Below are 15,749 nucleotides of genomic sequence, written 5' to 3'. Positions count from 1 at the left end.
GGCTACATTTTTAGTAGCATACTATGTATGTATAGTAAGCACTAGAGGTTGATTTTATGCTGAATTTCTGTCAATTCAGCTTGCGTGTTCGCATTGGCAAACGCCTGGGGCTCCGCGAACGCCACACGCACGCAGTGGTGCTGCGCCATCCACTGGCCGACCTTGCGGCCACCGGCGGCCAGAAACTGCGCCAGGCTGGCGTGCAGATCGGTGCGTAGCAGGCAGAAGACGGGTTGCAGGCGCTGCACGCCGCTGTCGTCGGCCGCAGTGGCCACCACGATGTCGGCGTCCACGGCGGCTAAACGCTGCACCAGGTCCAGCGGAAACAGCGGCGCGTCACAAGGCACGGTGGCCAAAAACGGCGTAGTGCAGTGGGTCAGCCCGGCCAGCATGCCGGCCAATGGCCCGGTAAATTCCGCATCGGCATCGGGCCACACCGGCACGCCGAAGGCTGCGTAATCGGCCAGATGGCGGTTGGCGTTGAGCATCAGCGTCGCCACCTGGGGCTGCAGCCGGTTCAGCGCGTGCAGCGCCAGCGGTTGGCCTTGGAAATCCTGCAAGCCCTTGTCCACGCCGCCCATGCGCGTGCCCCGGCCCCCGGCCAGCACCAAGCCGGTGATGTGGCGCACTTCAACCACCGATGTAGCTCATCTCCACCCGCCGCGCACCGGTACCGGTGTCGGCAGGCAGCGCGGCGCGCAGGGCCGAGTAGCGGTCGCTGCGGCCTTGCCAGATGTGCTGGATGGCGGCGGTCAGGTGTGCGTCGGTCGCTTCGCCACGCAGCAGATCCCGTAGGTCGTGGCCCTGGCTGGCAAACAGGCACAGGTACAGCTTGCCGTCGGTGGACAGGCGGGCGCGGCTGCAATCGGCGCAAAAGGCCTGGGTCACGCTGCTGATTACACCCACCTCGCCGCTGCCGTCGGCATAGGCCCAGCGCTGGGCGGTTTCGCCGGGCGTATGGGGGGCCAGCGGGCGCAACGCCCACTGGGTTTGCAGGGTCTGCAGCACTTCGCGGGAGGGGACGACCTGGTCCATGCGCCAGCCGTTGGTGGCCCCCACGTCCATGTATTCGATAAAGCGCAGGGTGCTGCCCGTGCCTTTGAAGTGCCGGGCCATGGGCAGGATCTCGTGGTCATTCGTGCCGCGCTGGACCACCATGTTGACCTTGATGTCGGCCAGCCCGGCCTTGTGCGCAGCTTCCAGCCCGTCTAGTACGTCGCGCACCGGGAAGTCCACGTCGTTCATTTTGCGGAAGATGGTGTCATCCAGCCCGTCCAGGCTGACGGTCAGGCGCTGCAGGCCTGCGTCTTTCAAGGCCTGGGCCTTGCGGGCCAGCAGCGCGCCGTTGGTGGTCAGGGTCAGGTCTAGCGGCTGGCCGTCCGGTGTGTGCAACTGGGCCAGTTGGGCGATCAACAACTCGATGTTTTTGCGCAGCAGCGGTTCTCCACCGGTGAGGCGGATCTTGCGTACCCCCTGGGCCACGGCCACGCGGGCTACGCGGGTGATTTCCTCGAAGCTCAGCAGCGCGCTGTGCGGCAGGTAGGGGTAGTCCTTATTGAACACCGCCTTGGGCATGCAGTAGCTACAGCGGAAGTTGCAGCGGTCGGTGACGCTGATGCGCAGGTCGTGCAGCGGTCGGTGGAGCTGGTCTAGCAGCGGACCATCCACCAAGGTAGCCGACCGCAGCGCGTGCGTGCGCTGGTCCAGCAGGGGGATGACGCGGTGGACCATGGCTTTAGAACGACAGCGCCACGGGCTGGCCGGGGGCCGGGGTGTGCATGCTGCCGATCTGCGCGGCCTGCGCAAATCCGGCATCGGCAAAGGCGGCCAGCACAGCGGGCGCTACCTCGGGGCTGCAACTGACCAGCAGGCCGCCGCTGGTTTGCGGGTCGGTGATGAGGGCCTTGAGCCAGTCGGCACCAGTCCACTGCACCTGGCCGCCGTAGCCTTCCCAGTTGCGGGCCGAGGCCCCGGTGGCAATGCCTTGCTGGGCGAAGGCCACGGCGCTGGCGATAAGCGGCAGGGCGTTGGCATCGACCTGGGCCGACAGGCCGGAGCCCCGGCACATCTCCAGCAGGTGCCCGGCCAGGCCGAAGCCGGTCACGTCGGTCATGGCGTGTAGTCCGTCAATCTGCGCCAGCGCAATGCCGACCTTGTTGAGCTGGGTGGTGTGGTGCAGCATCTCGGCGTAGCCGTCCGCGTCCAGCAGACCTTTTTTCAGGGCTGCCGACAAAATGCCCACGCCCAGCGGCTTGCCCAGCACCAGCACGTCGCCTGGCTGCGCATCGGCGTTGCGGCGCACCTTGTCGGGATGCACCAAGCCCAGGCCGACCAGGCCGTAGATGGGCTCCAGCACGTCGATGGAATGCCCGCCTGCTATGGGGATGCCTGCCTCGCGGCACACGGCAGCGCCACCGGCCAGCACTTGGCCGATCACTTCGGGCGGCAGCTTGGCAATCGGCATGCCCACCAGGGCCAGCGCCATGATCGGTGTGCCACCCATGGCGTAGATGTCGCTGAGCGCATTGGTGGCGGCGATGCGGCCAAAATCAAAAGCATCGTCGACGATGGGGGTGAAAAAATCGGTGGTGGCCACCAGCGCCTGGGTGGCGTTGAGGCGGTACACGGCGGCATCGTCGCTGGTCTCGGTGCCCACCAGCAGCTCGGGCGGCACCAGGCCTTGGGGTGCGCGTGCCAAAATCTCGGCCAACAAGCCGGGGGCAATCTTGCACCCGCAGCCGCCACCGTGCGAAAACTGGGTCAATGCAATGGGTTCTGAAATCTGGGTCATAGGTGTTCCGATTGTGCCAGCCGAGGTTTTTCTGTGAGAGCCCCTACTACGGTCAAGGACCGGCACGCCTTCCACACGCTGATCGACGCGCGTTCGCCCGCCGAGTTCGCCATCGACCACATCCCCGGGGCCATCAACTGCCCGGTGCTGGACGACGCACAGCGCGTGATCGTGGGTACGCTGTACAAGCAGCAGGGCGCTTTCGAGGCCCGCCGGGTGGGCGGGGCCATGGTGGCCGAAAACCTGGCCAAGCACCTGCGCGAGAAATTTGCCGACCAGCCTGCCAAATGGACTCCGCTGGTCTACTGCTGGCGCGGCGGGCTGCGCAGCGGTTCCATGGTGACCTGGATGCGCATGGTCGGCTGGGACGCGCAGCAACTGCAGGGCGGATACAAGTCCTGGCGGCGCTTTGTGATCGACGCGCTGGAAGCCCAATGCCCCACGCTGCCCTTGCGCGTGCTGGTGGGGGCCACCGGCAGCGCCAAGACCAGCGTGCTGCACGCCCTGGCCGCGCAGGGCCACCAGGTGCTGGACCTGGAAGGATTAGCGGTTCATAAGGGCTCCATCCTGGGCGCGGTGCCCGGCCAGGCCCAACCCTCGCAAACCGCGTTTGAAACCGGCCTGGCCCACGTGCTGGAAAAGCTCGATCCGACCCGTCCGCTGTACGTGGAAGGCGAGAGCCGCAAGATTGGCCGCCTGACCCTGCCCACGCCGCTGGTCATGCACCTGCGCGCCAGCCCCTGCATCGAGATCCGCGCCACACCCCAGGCGCGGCTGGACTACCTGCTGCGCGACTACGCCTACCTGGGCGACGCACCGCAGGCCCTGGCCGACAAGCTGGGCATGCTCAAAGATCTGCATGGCAAGCAAGTGATTGAGCGCTGGCAGGGCTGGGCGCTGGCGGGTGATCTGCAGGCGCTGTTTGCCGAGCTGATGTCCCTGCACTACGACCCGCATTACACGCGGTCGCAAAGCAATAACTTCAGCGCTTGGGCCACCCGCCAGACGCTGGAGACGGATGATTTGTCGCAGGCTGGCGTAGATGCGTTGGCCACAGCGGTGGCCAAGCTGCCGTAAGCCGGGAATTCCCCTACCTGCAGTCTGGGGCAAAGTTTTTAGTGGGCATTTGCTCACAAAACTGTAACATCAGAAACATATTGCATGGAGCCACGCCTGCGTGGTGAATCGCTTATGTTGTTACAGCCAAAGTCGGTGTTGCACCCCCGTTTGCGCCCCTCTCGCGCCTCTCGTGCCGCGCTGTGGGCGGTCTTGGCGGTGTGGGGTGGCTCCACTCTGGCGGCCATGTGGTGGCTGAACCCGGTCAGCCCCGCGAGCCTGTCGATCTGCACCAGTTCCAATTCCAGTTCCAATGCCGCCCCCTTCGCTACTTCTGTGGCCCGCTAGCATGGGCGCGGTGTCCGAACGCGAACTGGGCTACTACCGCTACGCGCACCGGCTGATGCTGGGTGTGGCCGGGGTGCATTTTCTGGTGTGCCTGGGCTTCGCCTTCGCCACCGACACCTGGGGCCTGCTGCTGTGGGTGGGGGTGCCTGCCGTACTGGTGCCCTGGTGGATCAGCTACAACTATTCTGCCGACCTGGTGTCGCGCATGGCCATGGCGCTGGGTTTCATGGCCTTGACCGGCTTGGTGATCCAGCAGTCGGGCGGCGACCTGGAGGCGCATTTCAGCTTTTTTGTCATGCTGGCGGCGCTGGTGGTGTACTGCGATTGGCGGCCGCTGGTATTGGCCACCGGGGCGATTTTGCTGCACCACATTGTATTTTTGCTGCTGCAGCCACTGGGTTGGGGGGTGGTGGTGTTCAACGATGGGCGCACGCTGCTGGGTGGGCGCTCGGTTTGGGGCCACGCCTTGATCGTCTGCGCCGAGACGGGGGTGGTGGCCTTTATCGCCATGCGCTTGAAGGCCATGCTGCTGGATTCTTACAAGGTGTCGGATGCCGTTTTACGGATTGCCGATGGCCAGCTTGACACTCTGCTGGACCCGGCCGAGGTGCGTAAATCCAGCATGCTGACGGCCTTTGACACCATGCAAAAGCGCCTGGTCCACATGGTGGCCGAGCTGCAACAGGCCCGCGCGCTGGCCGAGGGGGCGGTCGAAGCCAAGAGCATGTTTCTGGCCAATATGAGCCATGAAATACGCACCCCCATGAATGCCATCATCGGCCTGTCGCACCTGGCCAGCCGCACCGAACTGTCGCCGCGCCAGCGCGACTACATTGGCAAGATCGAACGCTCGGGCCAGCACCTGTTGGGCATCCTGAACGACATTCTGGATTTCTCTAAAGCCGAAGCGGGCAAGCTGGAGATCGAACACACGCCGTTCGAGCTGGATTCTGCGCTGCAAAACGTGGTCAACCTGATTGCCGAAAAGGCCAGCGCCAAGGGCCTGGAGCTGATTTGCGAGGTGGGCGCCAATGTGCCGCCGCACCTGCTGGGTGACCCGCTGCGGCTGGGGCAAATACTGATCAACTACGCCAACAACGCCATCAAGTTCACCGAGCAGGGCGAAATCCACATTGCCGTGCGCCGGATTGACCGCCTGGCCACCGACAGCGATGCGGATTTGATGCTGCGCTTTGAGGTGCGCGACACCGGCATCGGGCTCACGCCGGAGCAGGTCAACCGCCTGTTCCAGAGCTTCAGCCAGGCCGACAGCTCCACCACCCGCAAGTTTGGCGGCACGGGGCTGGGCCTGGCCATCAGCAAAAGCCTGGCCGAGCTGATGGGTGGCCAGGTGGGGGTAGAAAGCGTGCCCGGCCAGGGATCGGTGTTCTGGTTCACCGCCCGGCTGGGCTTTGGCCTGCAGCAGCGGCGCACCCTGGTGCCCAGCATTGATGTGCGCGGGCTGCGGGTGCTGGTGGTGGACGACAACCCCCACGCCTGCACGGTGCTGGTGGACATGCTTGACAGCATTGGCTTTGGCGTGCGGGCGGTGGATTCTGGGGCCCTGGCGATCCAGGCGGTGATGGAGGCGGCTACGGTCCAGCAAGACTTTGACGTGGTGATGATGGACTGGCAAATGCCGGGCATGGACGGGCTGGAGGCCGCCCGGCAGATCCACGCCCAGGGCCTGGCCCGGCCACCGCAGCAAATCATGGTGACTGCCTATGGTCGGGAGGACGTGCTGCGCGGAGCCGAAACTTCGGGCATGCAAGACGTGCTGCTCAAACCCGTGAATCCATCACTGCTGTTCGACACCATGATGCGGGTGGTGGGGGCCAGCCCTGGTGGGGCGCTGCCCCACAGCCTGTTGGCTGCCACCCCACCGCCGGACGAGGCCTACCTGGGCCTGCAGACCTTGCGCGGGGCCCGGGTGCTGCTGGTAGAAGACAACGCTTTGAACCAGCAGGTCGCCACCGAACTATTGGAGGACGCGGGTTTTGTGGTGGACGTGGCCGGTGACGGCCAGCAGGCGGTAGACCAGGTGCAGGCCCAGCGGTTTGACATCGTGCTGATGGACATGCAAATGCCGGTGATGGACGGCGTGACCGCCACCCAGCGCATCCGTGACGATGCCCGGCACCGCGACCTGCCCATCGTCGCCATGACGGCCAACGCCATGCAGGCCGACCGTGACCGCTGCCTGGCCGTGGGGATGAACGGCTTCATCACCAAACCCATAGAACCCCAGGCGCTGTGGCTGGCGCTGGCGCAGTGGATCGTTCCGCGCGAAGGCCTGGGCCAGGAGCCGTCGCGGGCACCGCGTACCGTGTTTGCATCCACCGATGCACCCACAGAGCCGTCCAAAGCCTTGCCCGCCCACATCGAAGGCGTGGACACCGTGGCGGGCCTGCGCCGCATGGGCGGTAAAACGCCGCTCTACCTCAGTATGTTGCGTAAATTCAAGGCCATCCAGCCGCCCGCCTGGGCGACGCTGCGCCAGGCCGTCGCCACCGAAGACCTGGCGCATGCCGAGCGCCTGGCCCATACCTTGAAAGGGCTGGCGGGCAATATCGGGGCCACCCCGCTGCAAGAGGCCGCCGGGGTGCTGGAAACCGCTTTGCGCGACCGTGCCCCGCACGCCACATTGGAGCCGCTGCTGTTGCAAACAGAGCAGCACCTGCAGCACCTGGTGGTGGTGCTTGGCCAAGCGCTGCCCGACCGGCGGGCCGAACCGCCTGCCGCGCCTGTGGACCAGGCCGAAGTGCGCACGTTGCTGCGCCAACTGGAGGCGTATCTGGAGGCCGACGATGCCGACGCGCTGGCCGTTTTGGCCCAGCATGGCCCGGCTTTGCGCGGGGTGCTGGGGGCCGACTACGCCGCTCTGGAGGCCGCCGTGGCCGATTTTTCTTTTGAAGAAGCCCGGGCCGTGCTGGCACGGATGCCCTAACTGGCCGAGGGATAGGTTTTCAAAAAGAATAGCTGCTAGCGTAGGTGGAATATAGGCTACATGCACTTTTTTTTACTATTTTGTGACCATGTCTACTGTGCTTACCCTCGGTTAAACAGGCTGGCTAGCCCTCTACAATCAGCCCCCGATACATTGTCCGCAGCGCCCCCCGTCGGGGCCCTGTACCTGTCCCTCTTATTTTTTCTGGAGTACCCCCAAAATGTTTTCTTCTGACGACGACACCGACCACGGCGTAGTGCTGGCTATTTTGTTTGGCGTGGTGGCGGCCATCATTGGCCTGGTGATCGGCCTGGGTATCTACAAAACCCATATGCCCAAGCCCGCCGCCATGGCGGATGTGGAGATCGTGGAGGTGGACGGCGCCAGCGTCAAGGTGGTGGACGGCATCGTCAAGTTCTACTTTGCCACCGCCAAGGCCGACATTGCCGCCGGTGCCAACGAAGCCCTGGTCGAAGTGGTCAAGCTGGGTGCGGCTGGCAAGTCGGTGCGCGTCAGCGGCTTCCATGACTCCACTGGCGACCTGGCCAAAAACCAAGAGTTGGCCAAGCAACGCGCCATTGCCGTGCGTGACACCCTGGTGGCCCTGGGCGTGGCCGCCGACAAGATCGAGCTGGTCAAGCCCGAAGCCATGACCGGCACCGGCAGCAACGCCGAAGCCCGCCGCGTGGAAGTGGTGGTAGTCCAGTAAACCGCACCATATTCCAAAAAACCGCAGCACCTGCAAAGGTGCTGCGGTTTTTTTATGGATAAATACCTGCGAGAGCCGCTACTGCAAGGCCCCCCAGCGCGGTACGGCGGGCTCGGCGGCGGCCCATTGCCAGCCGTTGAGCTGCAGGCAGATGCTGGTGGTGTACCAGGCGGCAGGTGGCTGGTCAGGCGGGGCACCGTCATGGGCCACCGAGAACGCCACGTCGCGGCATTGGGCCAGCGGTGTGTCGAGCAGCCGGGTCACTTGCAACTCGCCATGTTCGTTGCCGTAGGGAATGCTGCGCTGCATGCGCCAGGGGCGGGTTTCGCCCACGGGCAGATGGCCTGCGATGCTGGCAATCAGGTCTTGCTCTTCTTTCTGCAGCTTGAGCGTGACGTGCTTGATGCCCGCATCGGTGACGGCCTTGACGCTGATGCTGACGGCAATGCCCACCGCCGGGTTGGCCGTGGCCGCACCGGTGGTGATACCCGCCACCGCGCCCGCCAGCCCACCAACCGACGAGCAACCCGCCAGCGCCAGCGATGCCGCCAGGCAAGCCCAGCGCACAGCGGTCATTGCAAAGCCCCCCAGCGCCCGGTGGCCGGTTCGGCCGAGGCCCATTGCCAGGTCTGGCCGTTGCGGCAGATGGTGGCTACGTAGAAGGCGCGGGGAAATTCGGAGATATCGGTCATTTCCACCGAAAAGACGATCTCGCGGCAGTCCAGGCCCTTGCCGCCTTCGGTGCCTATGGTTCGGCTGACGGTGACCTCGCCTTGTTCGTCCGGTTCCAGCGGGATTTTGTGGGTCATCTTCCAGCGCGCCACTTCGCCCACTTTGAGCGCTCCGGCAATCTGGGCAATGTGGTTTTGTTCGTCCTGGTGGGCGTTGCGCTCGGCCATTTGCAGCCCGGCCTGGGCCACGGCCTGCACACCCACGCCGATGCCGGTGGCGACCGCCGCGTTGTGGGTAAGCGTGCTGGCCAGCGCCGCGCCACCGATACCGGCAGTGACCCCGGTGCCTTCACGCAGGAACGAGCCGCAACCGGTGAGAGCCAGGGTGGCGGCGCGAAGCAGGGCAGTGGGTAAGAGTGGGAGTAGATTGGGTCGCATGCCTAAATTACATATAAAAACAAGTGCTAGCGCATATTTAGTATGCACTGGTAGCTATTAAGTTTATAGCGATTCAGGCGGGTTTTAGGCTACCTTACATCCCCTCACAAAAAAGCCCGGCAGTGCCGGGCTGGAGGGGTGGGGCAGGGCGGAACCTACACCACGGTCACTTCAACCCGCCGGGCCTCGGCGGGTGGGCCGTCGGCCTGGGTTTGTGCGGGCTTTTGCAGCTCGATCTTGTCGTCGGCCACGCCCAGGGCAGCCAGGGCATCGCGTACGGCCAGGGCGCGCTGCTTGGCCAGTTCTTCGTTTTTGGCAGCATCGCCCGAGGCATCGTGGTAGCCGCTAACCACGGCTTTTTTGCCTTCGGCCACGGCTTTGGCGACATTGGCCAGCGCGGCGGCGGCACCGTCGGCCAGTTCGGCCTTGCCGGTGGCAAAGTAGAACTTGACCACGCCCTTGTCGACTGTGATGGACGCGCTGTCGCTCATCGCCGCCACCGGGGCCGAGGCGTGTACAGCGGGGGGGGCTGCTGCTGCCGCAGTGCCGCCACCGTGGATCTGCATCACCAGCGGCACGATCAGCAGGGCCACGATGTTGATGATCTTGATCAGCGGGTTGACGGCCGGGCCGGCGGTGTCCTTGTACGGGTCGCCCACGGTGTCGCCGGTGACGGCGGCCTTGTGCGTCTCGGAGCCCTTGCCGCCATGGTGGCCGTCTTCGATGTACTTTTTGGCGTTGTCCCAGGCACCGCCGCCGGTGCACATGCTGATGGCCACAAACAGGCCGGTCACGATGGTGCCCATCAGCAGCCCACCCAGCGCCGCCGGGCCTAGCAGCAGGCCCACCAGAATGGGTACCACCACCGGCAACAGGCTGGGTACCATCATTTCCTTGATGGCTGCCGTGGTCAGCATGTCTACCGCCTTGCCGTACTCGGGTTTGGCCGTGCCTTCCATGATGCCGGGGATCTCGCGGAACTGGCGGCGCACTTCCACCACCACGCTGCCCGCCGCGCGGCCCACAGCCTCCATGGCCATCGCGCCAAACAGGTAGGGAATCAGCCCGCCGATGAACAGGCCGATGATCACCATCGGGTTGCTCAAATCAAAGCTGACCACATGGCCGTAGGCTTCCAGTTTGTGGGTGTAGTCGGCAAACAGCACCAGCGCGGCCAGGCCCGCCGAGCCGATGGCGTAGCCCTTGGTGACGGCCTTGGTGGTGTTGCCCACGGCATCCAGCGGGTCGGTCACGTCGCGCACGCTTTTCGGCATTTCGGCCATTTCGGCGATGCCGCCCGCGTTGTCGGTGATGGGGCCGTAGGCATCCAGCGCCACCACGATGCCCGCCATGCTGAGCATGGAGGTGGCCGCAATCGCAATGCCGTACAAACCCGCCAGATGGAACGACACCCAGATGGCGATACACACAAAAATCACCGGCCAGGCGGTGGAGCGCATGGACACGCCCAGCCCGGCGATGATGTTGGTGCCGTGCCCGGTGGTCGATGCCTGGGCGATGTGCTGCACTGGCGCGTACTGGGTGCCGGTGTAGTACTCGGTGATCCACACCAGCGCGGCAGTGAGCACCAGGCCCACGGCGCAGGCGCCATACAGCTTCATGGCCGCACCCGTGCCGCCCAGCGCGTTGTCGGGCACCAGGGCCTGGGTGACGAAGTAGAAGGCGATCAGCGACAGCACGCCCGCCACCGCCAGCCCCTTGTACAGCGCGGGCATCACGTTCTTCATGCCCGGCGAAGCCACCACAAAGAAGCAGCCAATGATGCTGGCCACGATGGACACGGCACCCAGCGCCAACGGGTACACCACGGTGGCTGCGCCGCCACCCGAGGCCAGTAGCGCGCCCAGCACCATGGTAGCGATCAGCGTCACGGCATAGGTTTCAAACAGGTCAGCGGCCATACCGGCGCAATCGCCCACGTTGTCGCCCACGTTGTCGGCAATCACCGCCGGGTTGCGCGGGTCGTCTTCGGGGATACCGGCTTCCACCTTGCCCACTAGATCCGCGCCTACGTCTGCGCCCTTGGTGAAGATGCCGCCGCCCAGTCGCGCGAAGATGGAGATCAGCGACGAGCCAAAGGCAAAGCCGATCAGCGGGTTCAGCCGTGCCGCCGTGGGGGCACCATCGGGCACCAGAAACCAGTAAAAGCCGGTCACGCCCAGCAGGCCCAGCCCCACCACCAGCATGCCGGTGATGGCCCCGCCGCGAAACGCCACCGTGAGCGCCGGGCCAATGCCCTTGGTAGCGGCCTGCGCCGTGCGCACATTGGCCCGCACCGACACGTTCATGCCGATAAAGCCGCAGGCACCCGACAGCACCGCGCCCACTACAAAGCCCATGGCCGAGAGTCCGTCGAGAAACAGCCCGATCAGCACCGCCAGCACTACGCCGACGACGGTGATGGTGCGGTATTGCCGGGCTAGGTAAGCCGCTGCGCCGGTTTGGATGGCGGCGGCAATTTCTTGCATCCGCGCATTGCCTGCGTCTTGGGAAAGGATCCAGCTTCGGGCCCAAAAGCCGTAGGCCACCGCAATGAAGCCACAAATAAGCGCCAGTATGAGCGCCGTGTTACCTGCCATAGGATGAGTCTCCTGAGTCGTTGTCGCGAGGTGGGGGCGCAACGCTAGCGAGGCCCCCGCTGCGTTGCTTCCTCGCAACCCCGGCAGAGCAGGGAGACGATTGGCCAACCTCGGCAATATACGGTGCAATGCGGCACAAAGTTACACGGCTAGGGGTATGTCCTAGGCCGGTTTGGCGTGCTGTTGCTCTGTCAGGGTCGTGCCAGCGGGCTAGGGCAAAATATGCGCCTGTATAAAAGCCGATTCATCCACTCCAAGCGAAGAAGATAACCATGTCCCTGAACCTCGTCCCTCCCGGTAAAAACGCCCCCGATGCTTTTAACGTCGTCATCGAAATCCCGATGAACGCCGACCCGATCAAGTACGAAGTGGACAAAGAGTCCGGCGCGATTTTTGTCGACCGCTTCATGACCACGGCCATGCACTACCCGACCAACTACGGTTACGTGCCCCAGACCCTGAGCGGCGACGGCGACCCGGTCGACGTGCTGGTGATCACCCCCTACCCGCTGTTCCCCGGCGTGGTGGTGACCTGCCGCCCCATCGGCATCCTGATGATGGAAGACGAAGCCGGCGTGGACGGCAAAGTGCTGGCCGTGCCTACCGACAAAATTTTGCCCATCTACACCCACTGGCAAAAAATCGAAGACGTGAACCAGATGCGCCTCAAGGCCATCAGCCACTTCTTCGAACACTACAAAGACCTGGAAAAAGGCAAGTGGGTCAAGGTCATCGGCTGGGAAGGCATCGACGCCGCCAAGAAAGAAATCACAGACGGCATGGCCAACTACATCAAGTCCAAGGCTTGATTGTTTAAGCCAAATTGGCACCTCGCGTAGGTACTGCCTGCACTAGGTGCTATTTTTTTGATAGTACACATATGAAAAGCAAATCCAGCAGCGGCGGCCTGGTCTATTCCACCGACACCGGCCGCATGTGCCCGGTCTGCCGCCAGCCCATCGCCCAGTGCACCTGCGGCCAAAAGCCTGCGCCCAAAACCGACGGCATCGTCCGCGTGTCGCGCGAAACCAAAGGCCGGGCGGGCAAGGGCGTGACCCTGGTGAAGGGTGTGCCGCTGGACGCAACCGCTTTGACGGCCCTGGGCAAACAGCTCAAAGCCGCCTGCGGCAGCGGCGGCACGGTGAAAGACGGCGTGATCGAAGTGCAGGGCGACCACTGCGATACCGTCATCGGGCTGCTGCAGAAGCAGGGCTACACGGTCAAGCGGGCGGGCGGCTGATCTGCTCCATCAACCACGTCGCCCGCTGCGCCGTGTGCCCCATGGACGGGTGGGTGCGCAGCCCGTCCATGTGCTTTTGCATGTTTTCGATGTGGAAGAACTGGATGTTCTCGGGGTGGGCGATCTCGCGGCTTTGGGTGCCTGCCGCGTTGCGCAGTTGCACCGGCTGCTCGCCGAAGACCGAGAAGCGGATCTCGCCGGTGCTGCCATGGATGAGCACCTCGTCCAGCGCCTGCGCCGCGCCGAAGTTCCAGTAGCCTGAGCCTGTCGCACCGCTGGCGAACTGCCACACGCCGGTGACAGCATCGGCGGCGGCGTACAAGGCTTGCTGGTTGGTCCGGATGCCGTGGGCTGCCGTGATGTCGCCCAGCAAATGCAGCATCAAATCCAGGCCGTGGCTGGCCAAATCTTCAAAGTAGCCGCCGGGGGCGAAGGCGGGGTCGGTGCGCCAATTGGGCGTGTGGGCCAAGTCGGTGGCGTTGGGTGTACGGGCAAACGACCAGTGCACGTGGCGTACAGCGCCAATGTCGCCACCGTCCAGCCATTGCTTGACGTGCGCAAAGCGCGGCAGGGAGCGGCGGTAGTACGACACGAACAGCGGCAGCCCGGCGGCCTCAAACACGGCAGTCATCTCCAGGCATTCGCGGTGGCTGGGGGCCATGGGCTTTTCCACGCAGCAGATCTTGCCTGCGGCGGCGACCTTCAGGGCGTAGAAATGGTGGCTATCGGGCGGGGTGGCGATGTAGACGGCGTTGACCTCGGGGTCGTTGATCAGCGCATCGGCATCAACGTACCAGCGGGGCACGCCGTGGCGCTCGGCGTAGGACTGGGCCAGCGCGGCGTTGCGGCGCATGACGGCGACCAGACGGGAACCGGCTACCTTGTTGAAGGCCGGGCCACTTTTGAGCTCGGTGACCTTGCCGCAGCCGATGATGCCCCAGGCTAACGGGGTGGGAGTTTGGTGCATGGGGGCAGTGTAAAGTGACCGCCATGGACTCCGATCAACTGCAACGCCTCGTCACCGTGACCATGCCCTTTGGCAAACACCAGGGTACAGTCATCGCCGATTTACCCGGCAACTACCTCAACTGGTTCGCCCGCGAAGGCTTTCCCAAAACCGATATCGGCCGCCTGCTGGCGCTGATGCACGAGATCGACCACAACGGGCTGTCGGACCTGCTGAAGCCGCTGCGGGTCAGGCGGTAACTGCTTCTTCTCGCACTTCCGCGGCAATCTCGTACGAGCGCAGCCGAGCGGTGTGGTCGAAGATCTGCGAAGTCAGCATCAGCTCATTCGCCCCGGTTTTTTCGATGAAGGCTTGCAACGCCCGGCGCACGGTATCGGGTGAGCCGACCGCGCAGCAAGACAGGGCGCTGTCGATCATGGACCGGTCGCCGGGATGCAGGCGCTCGGCAAAGCCGTCTACCGGCGGCTGCAGCAGCGATGGACGGCCGCTGCGCAGGTTCACAAAGGCCTGCTGCAGCGAGCTGAACAGGAAGCGCCCGGCCTCGTCGGTGTCTGCCGCAAACACGTTGAAGCCCAGCATCACATACGGTTTGGCGAGCTGCTTGGACGGCTTGAAGCGGGCCCGGTAGATGGCAATCGCGTTCATCAGGTCGCCCGGCGCAAAATGCGAGGCGAAGGCGTAGGGCAGGCCCAGCTCGGCAGCCAGTTGCGCGCCAAAGGTGCTCGATCCCAAAATCCACAGCGGTACCTCCAGGCCCGCACCCGGTACGGCGCGCAGGGTCTGGCCGGGTTCTACGGGGGCGAAGTAGTGCTGCAGTTCGACCACGTCGTTGGGAAACTGCTGGGCATCGGTCTGCAGGTCGCGGCGCAGCGCGCGTGCCGTGGCTTGGTCCGAGCCGGGCGCGCGGCCCAGGCCCAGGTCAATGCGGCCCGGAAACAGCGACTCCAGCGTGCCGAACTGCTCGGCAATCACCAGCGGCGAATGGTTGGGCAGCATCACGCCCCCGGCCCCCACGCGGATGGTGCGCGTGCCGGCCGCCACATGCCCCATCACCACGGCAGTGGCCGCGCTGGCAATGCCACGCATGCCGTGGTGCTCGGCCAGCCAGTAACGCTGGTAGCCCAAGCGTTCCGCGTGCTGCGCCAGGTGCAAGCTGTTGCGAAACGAGTCGGCAGCGGTGCCGCCTTCGACGATGGGGGCGAGGTCAAGAACTGAAAAGGGAATCATGGGAAATATCTATAAAAAGTGGCTATAGCGCATACACCGCCTACGCTAGTAGCTATTAAAAATGAAGTATCGAGGTGGCGCGGTGCACCACCGTCATGGTTTGCAGTTGGGGGCGGTTTGGCCCTGCGCAACCGCTGCTTTTGCTTTATCCCGCGGGCAAGACCATCGCCACGCCGGGCTTGCCGTTGCCGACTTCGCCCATCTGCAGTTCGACCTGGGCCGTACCGCTGGGCACCACGAATTCCACCACACCGTCGGTCGAGCTGTTGCCCGCCACCACCTTGTTCAGGTTGCTGACAGGGGCTTGCAGCACGCCGTTGACGCGCAGGCGAAAGGATGCATCCCAGAAGTTGGCCTCGTACTGGTCGTCGCTGGTCATGCGGATGGTGAACCGCAGCGACAGCGTATCGGGCGTGGGATGGGCCACGCGGGCGGACAGGATTTGGTAAGACAACTTGCCGTAGCTGAAGGTGGTCTGGGCGGGCAAGGCGATGCTGCCGGGCGTAGCGGGGGCTGCTGGCGTGGGGTTAGGTGGCGGTGTAGATGTGGGCGTGGAGGCCACCGCCGTGCCGGTTGCCGTGGACAGGCTGGTGGGAGCCTTGGCACCGATCCAGCCGGTCTGGTGCAGGGTGGAGACCAGCGCGGTGACGGCGGCAATCACCGCTGCGACCGCGGTGAGCACGCCGGGCAGGGTGTTCCACCAGCTTTTGGATTTAGGGTCTTCGTCCATCCAAAAATTATGGCCCAACTCGCCG

Annotated in this window: 16 protein-coding genes; 7 read left to right on the top strand and 9 right to left on the bottom strand. The window is 64.5% G+C overall.

The window, feature by feature from the left end; genetic code table 11:
- Nucleotides 1-41: 41 nt before the first annotated feature.
- Genes mobA through selD form a run of 3 tightly spaced genes read right to left on the bottom strand, consistent with a single transcriptional unit; the run spans nt 42 to nt 2,791 of the window.
- Entirely contained in the window at nt 42-638 is a 597-nt protein-coding gene (mobA, locus tag Q0T48_RS01565; RefSeq protein ID WP_295951439.1) for a molybdenum cofactor guanylyltransferase MobA, read from the bottom strand.
- Nucleotides 631-1,731: a GTP 3',8-cyclase MoaA gene (gene moaA / locus Q0T48_RS01560; RefSeq protein WP_295951436.1), complete on the bottom strand. Its 1,101-nt coding sequence runs from the start codon at nt 1,729-1,731 to the stop codon at nt 631-633. Before moaA ends, mobA begins: the two co-directional genes overlap by 8 nt.
- Nucleotides 1,732-1,735: 4 nt before the next feature.
- A complete protein-coding gene (gene selD / locus Q0T48_RS01555) occupies nt 1,736-2,791 on the bottom strand; it encodes a selenide, water dikinase SelD (protein WP_295951434.1) in 1,056 nt (351 codons plus the stop codon).
- 33 nt (nt 2,792-2,824) lie between these two features.
- On the opposite strand from selD, the gene mnmH reads away from it, so the two are divergent.
- The 4 genes from mnmH to Q0T48_RS01535 all read left to right on the top strand — a co-directional run bounded on the left by mnmH (nt 2,825) and on the right by Q0T48_RS01535 (nt 7,851).
- Nucleotides 2,825-3,868, top strand: coding sequence for a tRNA 2-selenouridine(34) synthase MnmH (mnmH, locus tag Q0T48_RS01550; RefSeq protein ID WP_295951433.1), 1,044 nt, complete (start codon nt 2,825-2,827; stop codon nt 3,866-3,868).
- 114 nt (nt 3,869-3,982) lie between these two features.
- Complete coding sequence (locus tag Q0T48_RS01545; protein WP_295951431.1) at nt 3,983-4,195, top strand: hypothetical protein; 213 nt, start codon at nt 3,983-3,985, stop codon at nt 4,193-4,195.
- Between the two features lies 1 nt (nt 4,196).
- Nucleotides 4,197-7,142: a response regulator gene (locus tag Q0T48_RS01540; protein ID WP_295951427.1), complete on the top strand. Its 2,946-nt coding sequence runs from the start codon at nt 4,197-4,199 to the stop codon at nt 7,140-7,142.
- A 220-nt stretch (nt 7,143-7,362) separates the two neighbouring features.
- Nucleotides 7,363-7,851, top strand: coding sequence for an OmpA family protein (locus Q0T48_RS01535; RefSeq protein ID WP_295951425.1), 489 nt, complete (start codon nt 7,363-7,365; stop codon nt 7,849-7,851).
- 78 nt (nt 7,852-7,929) lie between these two features.
- Here Q0T48_RS01535 and Q0T48_RS01530 read toward each other — a convergent pair whose 3' ends face one another.
- From Q0T48_RS01530 to Q0T48_RS01520, 3 genes are all read right to left on the bottom strand, one after another.
- On the bottom strand, nt 7,930-8,472 hold the full coding sequence (locus Q0T48_RS01530; RefSeq protein ID WP_295951424.1) for a hypothetical protein: 543 nt from the start codon (nt 8,470-8,472) through the stop codon (nt 7,930-7,932).
- A complete protein-coding gene (locus tag Q0T48_RS01525; protein ID WP_295951406.1) occupies nt 8,424-8,960 on the bottom strand; it encodes a hypothetical protein in 537 nt (178 codons plus the stop codon). Before Q0T48_RS01525 ends, Q0T48_RS01530 begins: the two co-directional genes overlap by 49 nt.
- Before the next feature lie 155 nt (nt 8,961-9,115).
- Nucleotides 9,116-11,560, bottom strand: coding sequence for a sodium-translocating pyrophosphatase (locus Q0T48_RS01520; protein ID WP_295951404.1), 2,445 nt, complete (start codon nt 11,558-11,560; stop codon nt 9,116-9,118).
- Nucleotides 11,561-11,832: 272 nt separating this feature from the next.
- Between Q0T48_RS01520 and ppa the strand changes: the two genes are divergently transcribed.
- Both ppa and Q0T48_RS01510 read left to right on the top strand, forming a co-directional pair.
- Nucleotides 11,833-12,369 carry an inorganic diphosphatase gene (gene ppa / locus Q0T48_RS01515; protein WP_295951400.1) on the top strand — a complete coding sequence of 179 codons (537 nt, stop codon included), beginning with the start codon at nt 11,833-11,835 and terminating at the stop codon, nt 12,367-12,369.
- Between the two features lie 71 nt (nt 12,370-12,440).
- Nucleotides 12,441-12,800: a translation initiation factor Sui1 gene (locus Q0T48_RS01510; RefSeq protein ID WP_295951396.1), complete on the top strand. Its 360-nt coding sequence runs from the start codon at nt 12,441-12,443 to the stop codon at nt 12,798-12,800.
- On the opposite strand, the gene Q0T48_RS01505 is transcribed toward Q0T48_RS01510, so the two are convergent.
- Entirely contained in the window at nt 12,781-13,767 is a 987-nt protein-coding gene (locus tag Q0T48_RS01505; RefSeq protein ID WP_295951394.1) for a Gfo/Idh/MocA family oxidoreductase, read from the bottom strand. The genes Q0T48_RS01510 and Q0T48_RS01505 overlap by 20 nt on opposite strands.
- Before the next feature lie 23 nt (nt 13,768-13,790).
- On the opposite strand from Q0T48_RS01505, the gene Q0T48_RS01500 reads away from it, so the two are divergent.
- Nucleotides 13,791-14,006 (top strand): DUF3820 family protein, encoded by a 216-nt coding sequence (locus Q0T48_RS01500; protein ID WP_295951392.1) that lies wholly within the window; start codon nt 13,791-13,793, stop codon nt 14,004-14,006.
- Here Q0T48_RS01500 and Q0T48_RS01495 read toward each other — a convergent pair.
- The gene (locus Q0T48_RS01495) at nt 13,996-14,994 is read right to left on the bottom strand and encodes an LLM class flavin-dependent oxidoreductase (RefSeq protein WP_295951390.1); all 999 of its coding nucleotides are present in this window, start codon (nt 14,992-14,994) and stop codon (nt 13,996-13,998) included. The two genes, Q0T48_RS01500 and Q0T48_RS01495, sit on opposite strands and share 11 nt — an antisense overlap.
- Nucleotides 14,995-15,139: 145 nt before the next feature.
- Entirely contained in the window at nt 15,140-15,724 is a 585-nt protein-coding gene (locus Q0T48_RS01490) for a hypothetical protein (RefSeq protein ID WP_295951387.1), read from the bottom strand.
- Nucleotides 15,725-15,749 lie beyond the last annotated feature (25 nt).

The sequence above is a fragment of the Rhodoferax sp. genome, assembly GCF_025354435.1.
Classification (GTDB): Bacteria; Pseudomonadota; Gammaproteobacteria; order Burkholderiales; family Burkholderiaceae_C; genus Rhodoferax_B.
This window is presented reverse-complemented; position numbering and strand designations above follow the sequence as displayed.

Excerpts from the sequence above, each read along its gene's own strand:
- Q0T48_RS01545 (WP_295951431.1), top strand. The coding sequence starts at position 3,983 with ATGTTGTTACAGCCAAAGTCGGTGTTGCACCCCCGTTTGCGCCCCTCT.
- Q0T48_RS01495 (WP_295951390.1), bottom strand. The coding sequence starts at position 14,994 with ATGATTCCCTTTTCAGTTCTTGACCTCGCCCCCATCGTCGAAGGCGGC.
- selD (WP_295951434.1), bottom strand. The coding sequence starts at position 2,791 with ATGACCCAGATTTCAGAACCCATTGCATTGACCCAGTTTTCGCACGGT.
- Q0T48_RS01490 (WP_295951387.1), bottom strand. The coding sequence starts at position 15,724 with ATGGACGAAGACCCTAAATCCAAAAGCTGGTGGAACACCCTGCCCGGC.
- Q0T48_RS01520 (WP_295951404.1), bottom strand. The coding sequence starts at position 11,560 with ATGGCAGGTAACACGGCGCTCATACTGGCGCTTATTTGTGGCTTCATT.
- Q0T48_RS01530 (WP_295951424.1), bottom strand. The coding sequence starts at position 8,472 with ATGGGCCTCGGCCGAACCGGCCACCGGGCGCTGGGGGGCTTTGCAATG.
- Q0T48_RS01510 (WP_295951396.1), top strand. The coding sequence starts at position 12,441 with ATGAAAAGCAAATCCAGCAGCGGCGGCCTGGTCTATTCCACCGACACC.
- Q0T48_RS01535 (WP_295951425.1), top strand. The coding sequence starts at position 7,363 with ATGTTTTCTTCTGACGACGACACCGACCACGGCGTAGTGCTGGCTATT.
- Q0T48_RS01505 (WP_295951394.1), bottom strand. The coding sequence starts at position 13,767 with ATGCACCAAACTCCCACCCCGTTAGCCTGGGGCATCATCGGCTGCGGC.
- Q0T48_RS01540 (WP_295951427.1), top strand. The coding sequence starts at position 4,197 with ATGGGCGCGGTGTCCGAACGCGAACTGGGCTACTACCGCTACGCGCAC.
- moaA (WP_295951436.1), bottom strand. The coding sequence starts at position 1,731 with ATGGTCCACCGCGTCATCCCCCTGCTGGACCAGCGCACGCACGCGCTG.
- Q0T48_RS01525 (WP_295951406.1), bottom strand. The coding sequence starts at position 8,960 with ATGCGACCCAATCTACTCCCACTCTTACCCACTGCCCTGCTTCGCGCC.
- ppa (WP_295951400.1), top strand. The coding sequence starts at position 11,833 with ATGTCCCTGAACCTCGTCCCTCCCGGTAAAAACGCCCCCGATGCTTTT.
- Q0T48_RS01500 (WP_295951392.1), top strand. The coding sequence starts at position 13,791 with ATGGACTCCGATCAACTGCAACGCCTCGTCACCGTGACCATGCCCTTT.